Annotated in this window: 11 protein-coding genes; 8 read left to right on the top strand and 3 right to left on the bottom strand. The window is 71.4% G+C overall.

Translation table 11 applies throughout. The features are described from left to right. Positions 1-29: 29 nt before the first annotated feature. From BLV24_RS00595 to BLV24_RS00585, 3 genes are all read left to right on the top strand, one after another. Positions 30-1,109, top strand: coding sequence for an NAD-dependent epimerase/dehydratase family protein (locus tag BLV24_RS00595; protein WP_092679211.1), 1,080 nt, complete (start codon positions 30-32; stop codon positions 1,107-1,109). A gap of 289 nt (positions 1,110-1,398) precedes the next feature. Then, complete coding sequence (gene kdsA / locus BLV24_RS00590) at positions 1,399-2,259, top strand: 3-deoxy-8-phosphooctulonate synthase (protein WP_092679210.1); 861 nt, start codon at positions 1,399-1,401, stop codon at positions 2,257-2,259. Positions 2,260-2,617: 358 nt separating this feature from the next. Then, positions 2,618-3,883 carry an alpha-D-ribose 1-methylphosphonate 5-triphosphate diphosphatase gene (locus tag BLV24_RS00585; protein ID WP_092679209.1) on the top strand — a complete coding sequence of 422 codons (1,266 nt, stop codon included), beginning with the start codon at positions 2,618-2,620 and terminating at the stop codon, positions 3,881-3,883. A gap of 214 nt (positions 3,884-4,097) precedes the next feature. On the opposite strand, the gene BLV24_RS00580 is transcribed toward BLV24_RS00585, so the two are convergent. The 3 genes from BLV24_RS00580 to BLV24_RS00570 form a co-directional block, all read right to left on the bottom strand. Continuing rightward, positions 4,098-5,822: a flavin-containing monooxygenase gene (locus BLV24_RS00580; RefSeq protein WP_092679208.1), complete on the bottom strand. Its 1,725-nt coding sequence runs from the start codon at positions 5,820-5,822 to the stop codon at positions 4,098-4,100. A 268-nt stretch (positions 5,823-6,090) separates the two neighbouring features. Next, positions 6,091-7,611 (bottom strand): M81 family metallopeptidase, encoded by a 1,521-nt coding sequence (locus BLV24_RS00575; protein ID WP_092679207.1) that lies wholly within the window; start codon positions 7,609-7,611, stop codon positions 6,091-6,093. A gap of 3 nt (positions 7,612-7,614) precedes the next feature. Beyond that, a complete protein-coding gene (locus BLV24_RS00570; protein WP_092680196.1) occupies positions 7,615-8,907 on the bottom strand; it encodes an ArgE/DapE family deacylase in 1,293 nt (430 codons plus the stop codon). A gap of 194 nt (positions 8,908-9,101) precedes the next feature. Here BLV24_RS00570 and BLV24_RS00565 point away from each other — a divergent pair, with 194 nt between their 5' ends. The 5 genes from BLV24_RS00565 to BLV24_RS00545 all read left to right on the top strand — a co-directional run bounded on the left by BLV24_RS00565 (position 9,102) and on the right by BLV24_RS00545 (position 15,741). Further along, positions 9,102-10,721, top strand: a complete 1,620-nt coding sequence (locus tag BLV24_RS00565) for an ABC transporter substrate-binding protein (RefSeq protein WP_245710318.1) — start codon at positions 9,102-9,104, stop codon at positions 10,719-10,721. 265 nt (positions 10,722-10,986) lie between these two features. Beyond that, the gene (locus tag BLV24_RS00560; RefSeq protein ID WP_092679206.1) at positions 10,987-11,931 is read left to right on the top strand and encodes an ABC transporter permease; all 945 of its coding nucleotides are present in this window, start codon (positions 10,987-10,989) and stop codon (positions 11,929-11,931) included. Next, the gene (locus tag BLV24_RS00555) at positions 11,928-12,824 is read left to right on the top strand and encodes an ABC transporter permease (protein ID WP_092679205.1); all 897 of its coding nucleotides are present in this window, start codon (positions 11,928-11,930) and stop codon (positions 12,822-12,824) included. Before BLV24_RS00560 ends, BLV24_RS00555 begins: the two co-directional genes overlap by 4 nt. Next, the gene (locus BLV24_RS00550) at positions 12,821-14,467 is read left to right on the top strand and encodes a dipeptide ABC transporter ATP-binding protein (RefSeq protein WP_092679204.1); all 1,647 of its coding nucleotides are present in this window, start codon (positions 12,821-12,823) and stop codon (positions 14,465-14,467) included. The genes BLV24_RS00555 and BLV24_RS00550 overlap by 4 nt, the downstream gene beginning before the upstream one ends. A gap of 155 nt (positions 14,468-14,622) precedes the next feature. Further along, entirely contained in the window at positions 14,623-15,741 is a 1,119-nt protein-coding gene (locus tag BLV24_RS00545) for a M20/M25/M40 family metallo-hydrolase (protein WP_092679203.1), read from the top strand. Positions 15,742-15,812 lie beyond the last annotated feature (71 nt).

Raw genomic sequence — 15,812 nt, 5'->3', positions numbered from 1 at the left:
GCTCCGGCGCTGACAATGAGGATCGACCCATGGCCGACACCACCACGTCCCGCGCCCCCGCCGACCTGCCCGCCGACCCGATCGACGGCCCCGTCCTCGTCACCGGCGCCGCCGGCTTCATCGGCGCGGCGCTGTGCGAGGCCCTGCTGGATCGCGGCTGCGAGGTCACCGGCTTCGACAACCTCACCCCCTATTACGACCCGGCGCTGAAGCGTCACCGGCTCGACCGGCTGGAGGGCCGCCCCGGCTTCGCCTTCCGCCTGGGCGATCTCGCCGACCGCGAGGCCCTGGGCGCCGCCTTCGACGCGGCCTTTCCCGACCCCGCTCGTCCCGCCTATGTGGTCAACCTCGCGGCCCAGGCCGGGGTGCGCTATTCCATCGACAACCCGCATGCCTATGGCGAGGCCAACCTGACCGGCTTTCTCAACGTGCTGGAGGCCTGCCGCGCCCGCGCCACGGCGCATCTGGTCTACGCCTCGTCCTCCTCGGTCTATGGCGGCAACCGCAAGGTGCCCTTCGCCGAGGGCGACGGCGTCGACCATCCCGTCAGCCTCTACGCGGCCACCAAGAAGGCCAACGAGCTGATGGCCCACGCCTATGCGGATCTCTACGCCCTGCCCTGCACGGGGCTGCGCTTCTTCACCGTCTACGGGCCGCGCGGGCGCCCGGACATGGCCTACTGGAAATTCGCCGAGGCGATCCTCGCCGGCCGCCCGATCCAGGTCTACAACCACGGCGACATGCGCCGCGACTTCACCCATGTGGACGACATCGTGGAGGGCGTGGCCCGGCTGATCCCCCGCCCCGCCGCGCCGGACCCGGATTTCGACCCGGCGCGCCCGAACCCCGCCACCTCCTGGGCGCCGCACCGGGTGTTCAACATCGGCAACCGGCGTTCGGAAAGGCTGATGGACATGATCGCCACGCTGGAGGAGCTGCTGGGCCGCGAGGCGGTGAAGGAGTTCCTGCCCATGCAGCCGGGCGACGTGCAGGAGACCTCGGCCGATGTCGACGCGCTGGAGGCCGCCGTGGGCTTCCGCCCCGACACGCCGCTGCGCGAGGGTCTGGCGACGTTCGTCGACTGGTTCCGCGGCTGGAACGGGCGCTGAGACCGCCACGCCGGATCTCATCCCCGCCCGGCCCGAGGCCCATCCCTGCCCGGGCCCGGGCCCCCGCAGCGGATCCGCCGGGACGCGTCGACGCCCGCGCCATCGCTGAAACGCGCCGCGGGCGAACCGTCGACGCCCGCGCACGCTCGACGCGGCGCCCGCCCCCTCGGCGCCTCAAGCGCCGCCTGAAAGCCCGCGCGCGGCCCCGCTCGCAACTGCGGCCAAGCGCGCGCCCGAAGGCCCGCGGACCGGCTTCTCGACCGCCCAAGGCTCTGCTAGGAACCTGATCATGACCCAGTCCCGCGCCTCCAGGCCCCGCTCCGTCCCAGTCGGCGAGTTCGCGATCTCGAACGCAGCCCCCCTGACCGTCATCGCCGGGCCCTGCCAGCTCGAGTCGCTGGACCATGCCCTGATGATCGCCGGCCGCATGGCCGAGGCCTGCGCCGCGGTCGGCGCCGGCTACGTGTTCAAGGCCAGCTACGACAAGGCCAACCGCACCTCCGTCTCCGGCCGCCGCGGCCCGGGAACCGAGAAGGGGCTGGAGATGCTGGGCGAGATCCGCAAGCGGACCGGCCTGCCGGTGCTGACCGACGTGCATACCGAGGACCAGTGCGCCGCCGCGGCCGAGGTCGCGGACATCCTCCAGATCCCCGCCTTCCTGTGTCGGCAGACCGACCTGCTGCTGGCCGCGGGCCGGACCGGCAAGGTGGTGAATGTGAAGAAGGGCCAGTTCCTCGCGCCCTGGGACATGGCCAATGTCGCGGCCAAGGTGGCCTCGACCGGCAACGAGAACATCCTGCTGACCGAGCGCGGGGCCTCCTTCGGCTACAACGCGCTGGTCACCGACATGCGCGGCCTGCCGACCATGGCGGCCACCGGCTATCCGGTGATCATGGACGCGACCCACGCGGTGCAGCAGCCGGGCGGGCTGGGCGGCGCCTCGGGCGGGCAGCGGGAATTCGCGCCGGTGCTGGCGCGCGCGGCGGTGAGCCTGGGGATCGCCGGCGTGTTCATCGAGACCCACGAGGACCCCGACAACGCCCCCTCCGACGGCCCCAACATGATCCCGATCGAGCGGATGCCGGCGCTGATCGAGACCTTGATGGAGTTCGACCGTCTGGCCAAGGCCAACCCGATCTCGCTGGACTGACGGGCCCGGACGGCGGGGTCGAGCGGCGGGCGCGGGCGACGGAAGCGAACGGCAGGGGCGAACGGCGGGGGCGGGACGCGGACGGCGCTTCGACCGCGACGCCGGGCGCCCCGGCCGCCCTGCGCCGTGGGCGGAACGGCGACGACCCGCGCGACCTCGACGCGGCGCCCGGCGGCGCGGTCAAGGCGGGGGCGCCGCGCGCAGGTCGCGCCCGCCGCCGCCCTGGCGCCCGCGGCGCGCGGAACCGGGAGCGCGGGCGTCGACGTCTCGCCATGGGTCCGGCAGCGCCCCGGGGCCGGCTGTCATCAACCCGTCGCGATCCCCGTGCAGGGTCGCCGGCCCGATCAAGGAGACGCCGATGGATGGCCCCCCCGACCGCGCGCCCGCGCCCACCGACCTGACCGACGCCCCGACCAACGCTCCGGCCGACGCTCCCGCCGACGCGCCGGACGCCACGCTCGGCCCCGCCCTTCTGGTCCTGCCCGACCGGGTGGTCCGCGGCCGCCTGCGCCTGGAGGGCGGCCGCATCGCAGCCATCACGCCCGAGGGCGACGCCGAGGCGCCCGCCTCGACGCCCGGCCCCGAGCTTGAGGGCGACTACATCCTCCCCGGCCTCGTCGACCTGCACACCGATCATATCGAAAAGCACCTGCACCCGCGGGTCACCGCGCCCTGGGACCCGCTCAGCGCCGCGCTCGCCTATGACGCGCAGGTGATCGCGGCGGGGGTGACCACGGTGTTCGACTCGCTCTCCGTCGGCGCCGCCATCCGCCAGCCGGAGCGGCGCGACCTGCTGTTCCCCGCGCTCGACGCGCTGGCCCGCGCCGCCCAGCTCGGCCTGTTCCGCGCCGAGCACCGGCTGCACCTGCGCTGCGAGATCTCCGATCCCGACACCCCGATCCTCATGGAGCGCGCGCTCAGCCGCCCCGGAATGGCCGCGGAACTGGCCGGCGGGGTCGGACTCGTTTCGCTGATGGACCACGCGCCCGGGGACCGGCAGAGCCCGGACATGGACCGCTGGACCCGGCGCATGGCCGAGAACATCGACGTGAGCCTGGTGGAGATGATCGCCCGGCGCGACGCGCTGCTGGAGCGCTCGGCCCGGCTCGGCCCCTCGATCCGCGCCCATTGCGCGGCCGCGGCGCTGGAGCGGGGACTGGCGGTGATGAGCCATGACGACGCCAGCGCGGCGCATGTGGCGCTGGCCCGGGCCGAGGGCGCGACGATTTCCGAATTCCCCACGACGCTGGAGGCGGCGCGGGCCGCGACAGCCGGCGGCATGGCGGTGATCGCGGGCGGGCCGAACCTGGTGCGGGGCGGATCGATGACCGGCAACGTCGCCGCCCGGGACCTGGCGGCGGAGGGGCTGCTCGACATCCTCGCCTCCGACTACGTGCCGCGCAGCCTGGTCGACGCGGCCTTCGCCATGGCCGCCGATCCGGGCCTGTCCCAGGGGCTGCCCGAGGCGGTGGCGATGGTCAGCGCGGCGCCCGCCCGGGCCGCCGGACTGACCGACCGGGGCGCCATCGCGCCCGGATTGCGGGCCGACCTGATCCGCGTGCGTCGCGTGGGCGGCGTCGCCCATGTGGCCGAGGCCTGGAGGGAGGGGCGGCGGGTTCTCTGACGCCCCGCCCCCGGAAGAGGAGACGGGTCCCCAAGCGCCCCGGCCTCCGCGCGCCGCGGGCGGGCCCGGGCCGGCGGCGTGACCTCGACGCGGCGCCCCCGGCGGAACCGCTCCGCCAGGCGCCGCGTCACGGTCGCGGGACCGGCGCCCGGTCGCCCGCGGCGCGCGGAGGCCGGGGCGCGGGCGGCGCCGCCTCCCGTCCCCTCCGTCGGCCTCAACCCGGTAGCGCCTGCGCGATCTGGCGGGCGAGATGGCGCGAGAACATCCGCACCTGGCTGAACGCCCCGCCGCTGAACCACAGGCCCGGCTGCGGCGTGCGGGTCCACATGTTGGCCAGCTCCTGGTCCGCGTCGAACCCCCAGACCTGGCCGACCCGCGCCGCCACCGCCTCCCCGAACAGGTCCGGCAACAGGCTCTCCAGCCCCCTGTAGCCGGTGGCGAGCACCACCAGCTCGGCCTCGATCCGCCGCCCGTCCGCCAGCCGGGCGCCGCCCGCCTCCCAGCCCGCGATGTCGGCGGCCTGCACCAGCCCGATCTCCCGCGACGCGATCAGGTCCGCGCAGCCGATGTTGAAATAGTAGCCCCCGCCCCGCGTCCTGTATTTCAACGGCCAGCCGGTGCCGTCCTCGCCGAAATCCAGCTTGAACCCCGCCGCCTCCAGCCCGTCGAGCAGCGGCCGGTCGATCTCCACCGACTGCGCGGCGATCCGCTTGTGCGCCTGCTTCATCGGCCCCAGCGGCAGGGCGAGGCTCAGCAGGTCGCGATCCGCCAGGGCCGGCCCCGGCCCGAAGAAGATCCCGTCGAACAGCTGGGCCGAGGGCTCGACCTGCGTGACCAGCGCGGGCGAGCGCTGCACCATCGTCACCCGCGCCCCCTTGGCGTGCAGGTCCTGCGAGATGTCGTGCCCGGACGTCCCCGTCCCCACCACGATCACGCCCCTGCCCCGCCAGGGCTCGGCCGAGGCGAAGCCGGACGAATGGACCACCTCGCCGCCGAAGCCCTCCAATCCGGGGATCTTGGGAACCACAGGCGTGCCGGACACCGAGGTCGCCATGACGATATGCCGGGGCCGCATCACCCGCGGCGGCTCGCCCGCGCGGGTCACGGTCGCCTCCCAGACCCCCGCGGCCTCGTCGCGGACGGCGCCGGTGAACTCGGTCGCGCACCAGAAGTTCACCTCCAGCATCCGGACATAGGTCTCGAGCCAGTCGGCGATCAGATCCTTGGGGATGTAGGGGGGAAAGGTCGACGGAAAATCCAGGAACGGCATGGTGTTGCTGTTCTTCTGGTTGTGCAGGGCGAGCGCGTGATAGCGCAGCCGCCAGTTGTCCCCGACCCGCGCCATGCGGTCGACGACCAGCGTGTCGACGCCCTGCCGGTTCAGGCAGGCCGCGGCGACGATGCCGGCATGGCCGCCGCCGACGATCAGCACCTCGGGATCGCGGTCGGCATAGGCCTCGGCCCGCGCGCGCCGGTCCGCCCAGTTGGGCGCCGCGAAATCCCGGCGCCCGCCCGAGGGCGCGGCCGAGATCGGGGCCCGCGCCCCGGTCCATGTCAGCAGCGAGCTCAGCAGGATCCACGCGACCGGGCCGTCCGGGCCGGGGACCAGGCGCAGCACCGCTTCCCCCGCCCCGTCGGCGCAGTCGAAATCCAGCACCGCCTCGACCACCTCCACGCCCGCGCGCTCGGCCCGGGCCGGGCCGTGGCGGTCGGGGGCGAGGCGAAAGTTCCGCGCCTCGCCGGCGGCCAGCGCCGGCGCCAGCGCGGCGACCACGGCCTCGCGCCCGGATACGGTGGCGAAGCGCGGGCGCAGGCAGGCGAGGTCGCGCCAGTGCGCGTCCTGCGCGAACAGACGAGAAAGCGCCGCCGGGTCATGCCCGGCGGCGTCGAGTCGCGTCAGCCATGCGGCGATGTCGGAGCGGGCCCCGGCGTCGCTCATCGCGCTTGCTCCCTCACCGAAGCGACGGGCGCGTTCACGGCGCTGCGCGGCATGGGCGGTCTCCTCCCCTTCGTTCCGCGTCTCGGCCCCGGAGGGCGGCGCGGATTGAGCGGAAGGCTAGTGACGAAACGGGAGGCTGGCCAGCGCAGCGCCCCCGTTTCGGCCCTCAGCAGGCGTATGGGCGCCCCGACAGGAAGTCAGGCTCGCCGATCGCCGCCCCCCGCCCCGTCAGTCCGCCCCGTCAGTCCGCCCCGTCGCTCCGCCCCCGTCACTCCGCCGCGACGGAGGCCGGGTCGAAGGGCGCCGCGAACGGGCCGGGGCGCACGCCGGCGCGCAGGCGGGTCCAGGGCAGCGTCGCCGGGTCCACCGCCATCGGGCCGGGCGCGGCGCAGACCAGGATGGTCTCCGCGATGGGCGCGAAATCGGCGCGGAAATGCACCGAGCTCTTGACCACCAGCAGCGGTTGATCCTCCGGGTCGATGCCGACCTGGCGGAACATCTCGCGATCCGCCATCTGGGCCTTGGCCGAGACCACCACCACCGAGACGTCGCCGATGCGCAGCCGGGCCGACTTGCCCATCTGCATCATCCGCCCGAGGTAATAGGGCCCCTTGGCCGGGAAGGTTCCGTCCGAGAGCTTCTCGACGACGAAATCGGCCTCCAGCGGCGTGTCGCCGGGCCAGTTCGACTTGGCCCCGAGCGACAGGCGCACCGTCGCGCCTTCGCCGGCCGCATGGGCCGCGGCGGCGCTTTCGGGATCGTAGAGATTACCGATGGACGCCGTCGCGCCGGCGGCGATCAGGGCCTTGAGCATCCCGGTGGTGTCCGAATCCGCGCCCGCGCCCGGATTGTCCTGGGTGTCGGAGATGATCACCGGCTTCGAAGCGCCCCTGGCGAGCCGCATCGCCTCGGCCACGCCGTCCTCCGGGCTCCAGACCTTGCCGGCGAAATCGGCCTCGGCGGCCTCGACCGCCGCCATGAGGGTCTTCGCGGCGGCCTCGGCCCCGGCCCCGTAGGCGGCGACCGACATGCCGCAATCGGCGAAATCGGCCGCCGGGAAGCCCATGTTGAAGCTCACCGCCTCCACCGCCTCGCCATCCACCAGCGAGTCCAGCAGGGCGTAGAGGCGTTTCGCCGGGTCCAGGTCGGTGCATTGCCAGGCGATGGCCGAGAGATAGGGCGCCTGCAGGAACGCCTTGGGGAAGCGCGCCCCGCCCAGCATCCTGACCAGCGAGGCCGCGGCCCGGCGCCCGGTCTCGGTCATGTCCACATGCGGATAGGTGCGGTAGGTCTCCAGCAGGTCGGCGCGGTCCATCATCAGGGGCGTGACGTTGGCGTGCAGGTCCAGCGTCACGGCCACCGGCACGTCGGGGCCGACGACCTCGCGCAGGCGGCGCAGGAACTCGCCCTCGCCATCGTCGAAATGCTCCGTGACCATGGCGCCGTGCAGGTCCATGAACACGCCGTCGAGCGGCATCGCGGCGGCCACCAGCTCCATGATCCGGTTGGTGATGGTCTCGAACGCCTCCTCGGTCACATGGGCCGAGGGCGAGGTGGCGGCGAAGAGGGTGGGGATCATCTCCCACCCCTCCGCCCGGCCGCGCTCGATCACCCCGGCGATGCCGGCGTTGATGCTTTCGGTGCGGGCGATGACGTCCTCGCCCTCGACCATCCGCCCCGCGCCGCCGCCGGAGCGGAAATCGTCCAGCGTCGCCTTGGAGGGGGCGAAGGTGTTGGTCTCATGCAGGAAACCACCGATGGCGATACGGGGAGCGGGGCGGTTGGCCATGGCTCAGCCCTCCAGCTTGTTGAGCCCGCACCAGCGGGCGATGAACAGGGCCATCATCTCCGTCGCCTTCCTGACCGAGGCGAGGTCCACCTTTTCGTCGAAGCCGTGGATGTTGAGGCCCTTGGGCCCCCAGCACACCGCCGGCACGCCGTAATAGGGATAGAAGCGGGTGTCGGTCAGGCCGGTGTTGGCGTTCTCGATCAGGGGTTCGTCGCCGAAGACCTCGCCCCAGGTGGCGCGGAACTCGGCCTCCGGCTCCTCGGCGCCTTCCAGCACCCAGCCTTCGGACATGAAGCCGTTCCACACCACTTCGGGCGGGGAGTTGGCGAGGAACGGATGCGTGCGCGCGGCAGCGGTGACGCATTCCTCGATCTCGCGCCGGGCGTCGGCCAGGTCCCAGCCGGGCAGCACGCCGATGCGGCAATCCACGTCGCACCAGGCCGGGACCGAGGACGCCCAGTCGCCGCCCGCGATCTTGCCCGGATTGAAGTTCAGCGGATGCACCACGTCCTTGAAGTTGGGATGCTCCTTGGCGCGCTCGTTCCAGATGATCTCCAGGCCCTTCACGGCGTTGATCATGTCGAAGGCGGCGGTGATGGCGTTGGCGCCTTCGCCCGCCACCGACACATGCACCGGCTTGCCGCGGACCTTCAGCTTGAACCAGATCACCCCGACCTGGGCGCGCAGGAAGCGGAAGCCGGTCGGCTCGGGGATGAAGGCCAGGTCGGCCCGGTAGCCGCGCTGCAGGGTCGAGAGCGCGCCGAGCCCGGTGGACTCCTCCTCGATCACCGACTGGAAATGCACGGTGGCGGCGGGCTCGAACCCCGCGGCGCGCAGGGCGTCCAGCGCGAACAGGGCCGAGACCGTGCCCGATTTCATGTCGCAGGCGCCGCGGCCATGCATCCAGCCGTCCTTGACGACCGGGTCGAAAGGCGGCGTCTCCCACATCTCCACCGGGCCGGCGGGGACCACGTCCAGATGGCCCTGAAGGATCAGCGAACGGCCATGGACCTCCTCCGGCCGGTGCGAGCCGACCACGGTGCGGGCGCGGGAGAAGTCGCCCTCGATAGGTCCATACCCTCGCAGCGACTCGAGATCGGACAGGTCGATCTTCCAGTCGTCGACCGAGTAGCCGCGTTCCCGCAGAGCGGCGGCCATGAAGTCCTGGGCCGGGCCTTCCTCGAAGCGAAGGGAGGGGATTCGAACGAAATCGGCCAGGAACGCGGTCTGCGTCGCGAAATTGGCGTCAACCGCGGCGCGGATCGCGGCGCGGGCTGCATCATCGAGAGGCGCCATGGTCATTAGCGTGCAAACCTTTCAGGCAGGGGCGTATGTCGGATGTCGTTTGTCGACGGTTTTCATTGGCATGGACATTGACAACGATCCGGGCCCGCCCGCAACCTTCTTTCGCGTTGCAGCAAACGGCCCGAGCGTCCGGACCGACCGGGGATGCGTCAGAGGCCGGATCACCCACAGGAGAGACTCTACTCATGCTCGATGGAATGAAGGCTCTGGCCCGCATGCCCGCCCGACGCGGCGCGCGCGCCGCGCTGATGGCCGCGGCGGCGACCGCCGTCATGGGCGTCGGCCTGCCGGCCCAGGCCGAAACGCTGCGGGTCGTGATGCACTCCGCCCTGCGCGTGCTCGACCCGATCATCACCACCGCCTACATGAGCCGCAACCACGGCTACATGGTCTTCGACACCCTGCTGGCGCTCGACGAGAATTTCGAGATCAAGCCGCAGATGGCCGAAAGCTACTCGGTTTCCGAGGACGGGCTGACCTGGACCTTCAAGCTCCGCGACGGGCTGATGTTCCATGACGGCGCCCCGGTGACCTCCGAAGACGCCATCGCCTCGCTCGCCCGCTGGGGTCAGCGCGACGGCATGGGCCAGAAGATGATGGACTACGTGTCCGAGATGGTCGCCGTCGACGACGCGACCTTCGAGATCAAGCTGAAGGAGCCCTACGGCCTCCTGCCCGGCTCGATCGCCAAGCCGTCCTCGAACGTGCCGTTCATCATGCCCAAGCGGCTGGCGGAGACCCCGGCCTCCGAGCCGATCGCCGAGCAGATCGGCTCCGGCCCCTTCACCTTCAAGCAGGACGAGTTCCAGCCCGGCGTGCTGACCGTCTACGAGAAGTTCGAAGACTACAAACCGCGCGACGAAGAGCCCTCCTGGGCCTCGGGCGGCAAGGTGGTGAAGGTCGACCGGGTCGAGTGGGTCGTGATGGCCGACGCCCAGACCGCGCTGAACGCCCTGATGTCGGACGAGATCGACTACTGGGAATCGCCGCCCTACGACCTGCTGCCGATCCTCGAGACCAACCCCGAGCTCGAGATGCGGGTGATCAACAAGATGGGGTCGACCACCATCGGTCGTCCCAACTTCCTGCACCCCCCGTTCGACAACAAGGCGGTCCGGCAGGCGGCGATGGTGGCCCTGAACCAGCAGGACATCATGGACGCGATGATCGGCAACCCCGATTACTACAAGATCTGCGGGGCGATGTTCCTGTGCGACACGCCGCTGGAGACCGCGGTGGGCGCCGAGGGCGTGCTGGAGAAGGACGACCTCGACAAGGCCAAGGCCATGCTGGCCGAGTCCGGCTATGACGGCACCCCGGTGGTGATCATGCACCCGACCGACGTGGGCACCCTGCGCACGCAGCCGGTGGTCGCGGCCCAGGCGCTGCGCGACGCGGGCTTCACCGTCGACCTGCAGGCGATGGACTGGCAGACGCTGGTCGGCCGCCGCGCCTCCCAGGCGCCGATCGCCGACGGCGGCTGGAACATGTTCTTCACCACCTGGGTGGGCGCGGACGTGTTCAACCCGATCGCCAACAACATGGTCAACGGCCGCGGCCCGGACGGCGGCGGCTGGTTCGGCTGGCCCGACCTGCCCAAGGCCGAGGAACTGCGCGACGCCTATGCCCGCGCCGGCACCACCGAGGAGCAGGCCGCCATCGCCGCCGAGCTTCAGGCCCTGGCCTATGACGAGGTGATGTATATCCCCGGCGGCCAGTTCACCGCCCCGGCGGCCTGGACCACCTCGGTCAAGGGCGTGCTGGACGGCCCCGCGCCGTTCTTCTGGAACATCTCCAAGGAGTGATCCGGACCCGGCCCCGCCCGCGCGGCGGGGCCGGACCTGCATTTTCCGCGCGGGCGGGACGACCGCCCGTGCGCGCCGACCCGGACGACCAACGCGGTCCCGAACGAGCGATCCCGGCAGCCGATCCGGGCGATCGACCCGCACGGGCCCGCCCCGCGATAACCGAGCGCCGCCAACCGGCGCCCCGCCGGCCCGAGCCCGCGACCGCGACCGCGCGCGGCCCCGGCAGGACCCCCGGACCCTGACCCAGCCCGAGAGGCCCGACATGCTCCGCTACATCGCGCAACGAATCCTGGCGGCGATCCCCGTCATGGGCTTCGTCGCGCTTTTCGTCTTCCTGCTGCTGCGGCTGTCGCCCGGCGACCCCGCCGCGATCATCGCCGGCGACGCCGCCACGCCCGAACAGCTCGAGGCCATCCGTGAACGGCTCGGGCTGAACGAGCCGATCTACACCCAGTTCTTCGACTGGGTGTCGCGCCTGCTGCAGGGCGATTTCGGCACCTCCATCCTGTCCGGCACCCCGGTGATCGACATGATCATGGGCCGGCTCGAACCCACAGTGTCGCTGGCCCTGACCACCATCGTGCTGGCCATCCTCATCGCCGTGCCGCTGGGCGTCATCGCCGCGTGGAAGCACGGCACCCTCATCGACCGGCTGGTCATGGCGATCTCGGTGCTGGGCTTCTCGGTCCCGGTCTTCGTGATCGCCTATGTGATGATCCAGGTCTTCGCGATGAACCTGAAATGGCTGCCCGTGCAAGGCTTCAAGTCGATCTTCGACGGGGTCGGACCCTTCGCCGAGCGCATCGCCCTGCCGACGCTGACGCTGACCCTGCTCTATATCGCGCTGATCGCGCGCATCACCCGCACCTCGATGCTGGAGGTGATGGGCGAGGACTACGTGCGCACCGCGAGGGCCAAGGGCCTGCGCGAGGGCCGCGTCCTGATGCGCCACGCGCTGCGCAACTGCGCGGTGCCCATCGTCACCGTCATCGGCATCGGCTTCGCCCTGATCATCTCGGGCGTGGTGGTCACGGAATCCGTGTTCAACCTGCCCGGCATCGGCCGGCTGACCGTGGACGCGGTGCTGGCCCGCGACTACCCGGTGATCCAGGCGGTGATCCTGCTCGCCTCGCTGGTCTACGTGGTGATCAACCTGCTGATCGACATCGCCTATGTCCTGCTTGACCCGAGGATCCGCTACGCATGACCGGTCTGGCCGACACCCCCGCCTCCGCCCCGCCCGCCGGGCCTTCGCTGGCCTCGCGGCTGCGCGCCATCTTCTTCGCCGGCCCGGTGACCTCGATCGCCACGGTGATGCTGTTCCTCATCGTCGCCATGGCCATCTTCGCGCCGCTGATCGCGCCCCATGACCCGATCCGGCTGTCGCCCGCCACCCGGCTCAAGCCGCCCAGCGCGGAGTTCCTGCTGGGCACCGACGCCTATGGGCGCGACCTGCTGTCCCGCGTGATCTACGGGGCCCGGATCTCGTTGATCGTGGGCGTCGGCGCGGCGGTCTTCGCCACCTTCATCGGGCTGGTCATCGGGCTCGCCGCCGGGTTCTTCCGCCGCTTCGACGCGATCCTGATGCGCATCGTCGACGGGCTCATGGCGATCCCCTCGATCCTGCTGGCCATCGCCATCGTGGCGCTGTCGGGCGCCTCGCTGTGGACGGTGCTGGTCGCCATCACCATCCCCGAAGTGCCCCGCGTGGTGCGGCTCGTGCGCTCGGTCGTGCTGTCGGCGCGCGAGGAGCCCTATGTGGAGGCGGCGATCTCGCTCGGCTCCTCCACCCCGCGGATCCTGGTGCGTCACCTGCTGCCCAACACGGTGCCGCCGCTGATCGTGCAGGGGACGTATATCTGCGCCTCGGCGATCCTGGTGGAGGCGATCCTGTCCTTCCTGGGCGCCGGCATCAATCCCGAGACCCCGACCTGGGGCAACATCATGGCCGAGGGCCGGGTCTACTTCCCGATCAACCCCGGCATCATCCTGTGGCCCGGCCTGGTGCTGTCGGTCGCCATTCTGTCCATCAACCTGCTGGGCGACGCCGTGCGCGACGCGCTCGACCCGCGCATGGCCAAGCGGGGGATCGACCGATGAGCCAGCCCGTCCTCGACGTCCGCGACCTGCGCATCGCGCTGAACGGCGATCCCGACGCCCAGGTGGTCAAGGGCATCGACCTGAAGATCCATGCCGGCGAGACCATGTGCCTGGTGGGGGAGAGCGGCTCGGGCAAGTCCCTGACCTCGCTCGCCACGATGGGGCTGCTGCCCTCGGTGCTGAAGCCCATCGCCGGGTCGATCTCGCTGGGCGGGGAGGAGCTGCTGACCGCCTCCCCCCGCCGCCTGCGCCAGCTCCGCGCCACCGACATGGCGATGATCTTCCAGGAGCCGATGACCGCGCTGAACCCGGTGATGCGGGTCGGCCAGCAGATCGCGGAGGTGCTGGACGCGCATTCCTCCATGGTCGGCTCGGACCGCCGCAAGCGGGTGCTGGAGATGATGGAGCACGTGCATCTGCCCGACGTGGCGCGGATCTACAACTCCTTCCCCCACCAGCTTTCCGGCGGCCAGCGCCAGCGCATCATGATCGCCATGGCGCTGGTGCTGAAGCCGCGGCTGCTGATCGCCGACGAGCCGACCACCGCGCTCGACGTCACCACGCAGGCGCAGATCCTCAAGCTGATCCGCGAATTGCGGGAGGAGCAGGGCACCGCGGTCCTGTTCATCACCCATGACATGGGCGTGGTGTCCGAGATCGCCGATGACGTGACCGTGCTGAAGCTGGGCGAGGTGATGGAGGTGCAGAAGGTCGACGCCCTGCTGCGCACGCCCAGGACCCAGTACAGCCGCGACCTGCTGAAGGCCGTGCCGTCGCTGATCCCGCGGGAACCGCGCCCGGCGCTGGCGGATGCGGTCCCGGCGCTGGAGACGAAGGACCTGCGGAAAGTCTACGCCACCGCCACGCTGTTCGGCGGCAAGAAGGAGACGGTGGCGGCCAAGGACGTGACGCTCAACCTTCAGCCCGGCCGCACGCTGGGCATCGTGGGCGAGAGCGGCTCGGGCAAGTCCACCGTGGCGCGCTGCATCGTGCGGCTGATCGAGCCCACGGCGGGCTCGGTCCAGGTTTCGGGGACCGAGATCGCGACCATCCCGCAGGCCCAGCTCAAGCCGCATCGCAAGCGCGTGCAGATCGTCTTCCAGGACCCGTTCCGGTCGCTCAACCCGCGCATCGAGGTGGGCGAGTCGATCATCGAGGGGCCGACCAATTTCGGCGTCTCGCGCGCCGACGCCATGAAGCGGGCGCGGGAGCTGCTGGAGCTGGTGGGCCTGCCCGCTTCGGCCGTGGACCGTTTCCCGCACCAGTTCTCGGGCGGGCAGCGCCAGCGCATCGCCATCGCCCGGGCGCTGGCCATGGACCCGGACCTGCTGGTGGCGGATGAGGCGGTCTCCGCGCTCGACGTGTCGGTGCAGGACCAGGTGCTCAAGCTGCTGGACGAGATCCAGAGCCGCATGGGCATCGCCATTCTGTTCATCACTCATGATCTTCGCGTCGCCGCCCAGATCTGCGACGATGTCATGGTGATGCAGCGCGGCGCGGTGGTGGAATACGGGCCGGCCGGCGAGGTTCTGGCCAACCCGCGCACCGACTACACCCGCACCCTGATCGAGGCCGCCCCCGGCCGACACTGGGATTTCGGCGCATTCCGCCCCGTGGCCGGCGTCGAGCCCGCCTTGGGCTGAGCCCTGCGCGCCCCGGGCCTTCGCGGCCCCGGGCGCGCGTCTTTTCCGGCCCCCGGGCCGGCCCGCGCCGCCCCTCGCATGCCATGCGGGGGGCGGCGAACTGACGGGGCCCGCGTCCATCGGGGCCGGCCCGCGACCAACAAGGACCAAGAACCATGGATATCTCCGCCCTGCCCTTCGACGCGGACCAGATGCTCGCCGGCCTGCGCCCCTGGGTGGAATGCGAAAGCCCCACTTTCGACGCCGCCGCCGTCAACCGCATGATGGACATCCTGTGCCGCGACTTCGCGGTCATGGGCGCCACGGTCGAACGCATCCCCGGCCGCATGGGCCTGGGCGACAGCGTCCGCGCCCGCTTTCCCCACCCCACGCCCAATGCGCCGGGCATCCTGATCCTGGGCCATTTCGACACCGTCCACCCGGTCGGCACGCTCGAAAAGCTCCCCTTCCGGCGCGAGGGCGACAAGGCCTACGGCCCCGGCATCTGCGACATGAAGGGCGGCTCCTACCTGTCGGTCGAGGCCATCCGCCAGCTGATGGCCGCGGGGATCGAGACGCCGCTGCCCGTCACCTTCCTCGCCACCCCGGACGAGGAGATCGGCACGCCGTCGGTCCGCGACCTGATCGAGGCCGAGGCCGCCCGCGCCAAATACGTGCTGGTGCCCGAGCCGGGCCGCTCCGGCGGCGGCGTCACCTCGGGCCGCTACGCCATCGCGCGCTTCAAGATCGCCACGGTCGGCCGCCCCGCCCATGCCGGCGCGCGCCTGTCGGAGGGCAAGTCCGCGATCCGCGAGATGATCAAGCGCATCGAGCAGATCGAGGACATGACCACCTCCGACTGCACCTTCTCGGTTTCGGTCCTGAAGGCCGGCCAGTGGGTCAACTGCGTGTCGTCCGAGGCCCAGGCCGAGGTGCTCTCCATGGCCAAGCGGCAGGAGGATCTCGACAAGGGGGTGGAGGCGATGCTGGCGCTCAACACCAACGAATTCACGGTGGAGCGCAACGTCACCCGCCCGGTATGGGAGCCGAGCGGCGAGACCTTCCGGATGATGGAGATGGCCGAGGCCTTCCACAAGGACGTGGGCATGGCGTTCCGGCACGAAAGCTCGGGCGGCGGTTCGGACGGCAATTTCACCGGCGCCATGGGCGTGCCGACCCTGGACGGGCTGGGGGTGGAGGGCGACCTGATGCACACGCTGTCGGAGCATCTCATCGTCCCCACGCTGGCCCTGCGCGGCAAGGTCATGGCCGGGATGCTCGCCACCCTGAAATGAGCCCGGCCCCGGCCTGATCGGGCGGTTGTCCGCGATGCGGACGCTTGCCGCGCGCGTCACGGCTCGCTAGC

This window comes from Albimonas donghaensis, assembly GCF_900106695.1.
GTDB lineage: Bacteria > Pseudomonadota > Alphaproteobacteria > Rhodobacterales > Rhodobacteraceae > Albimonas > Albimonas donghaensis.
This window is presented reverse-complemented; position numbering and strand designations above follow the sequence as displayed.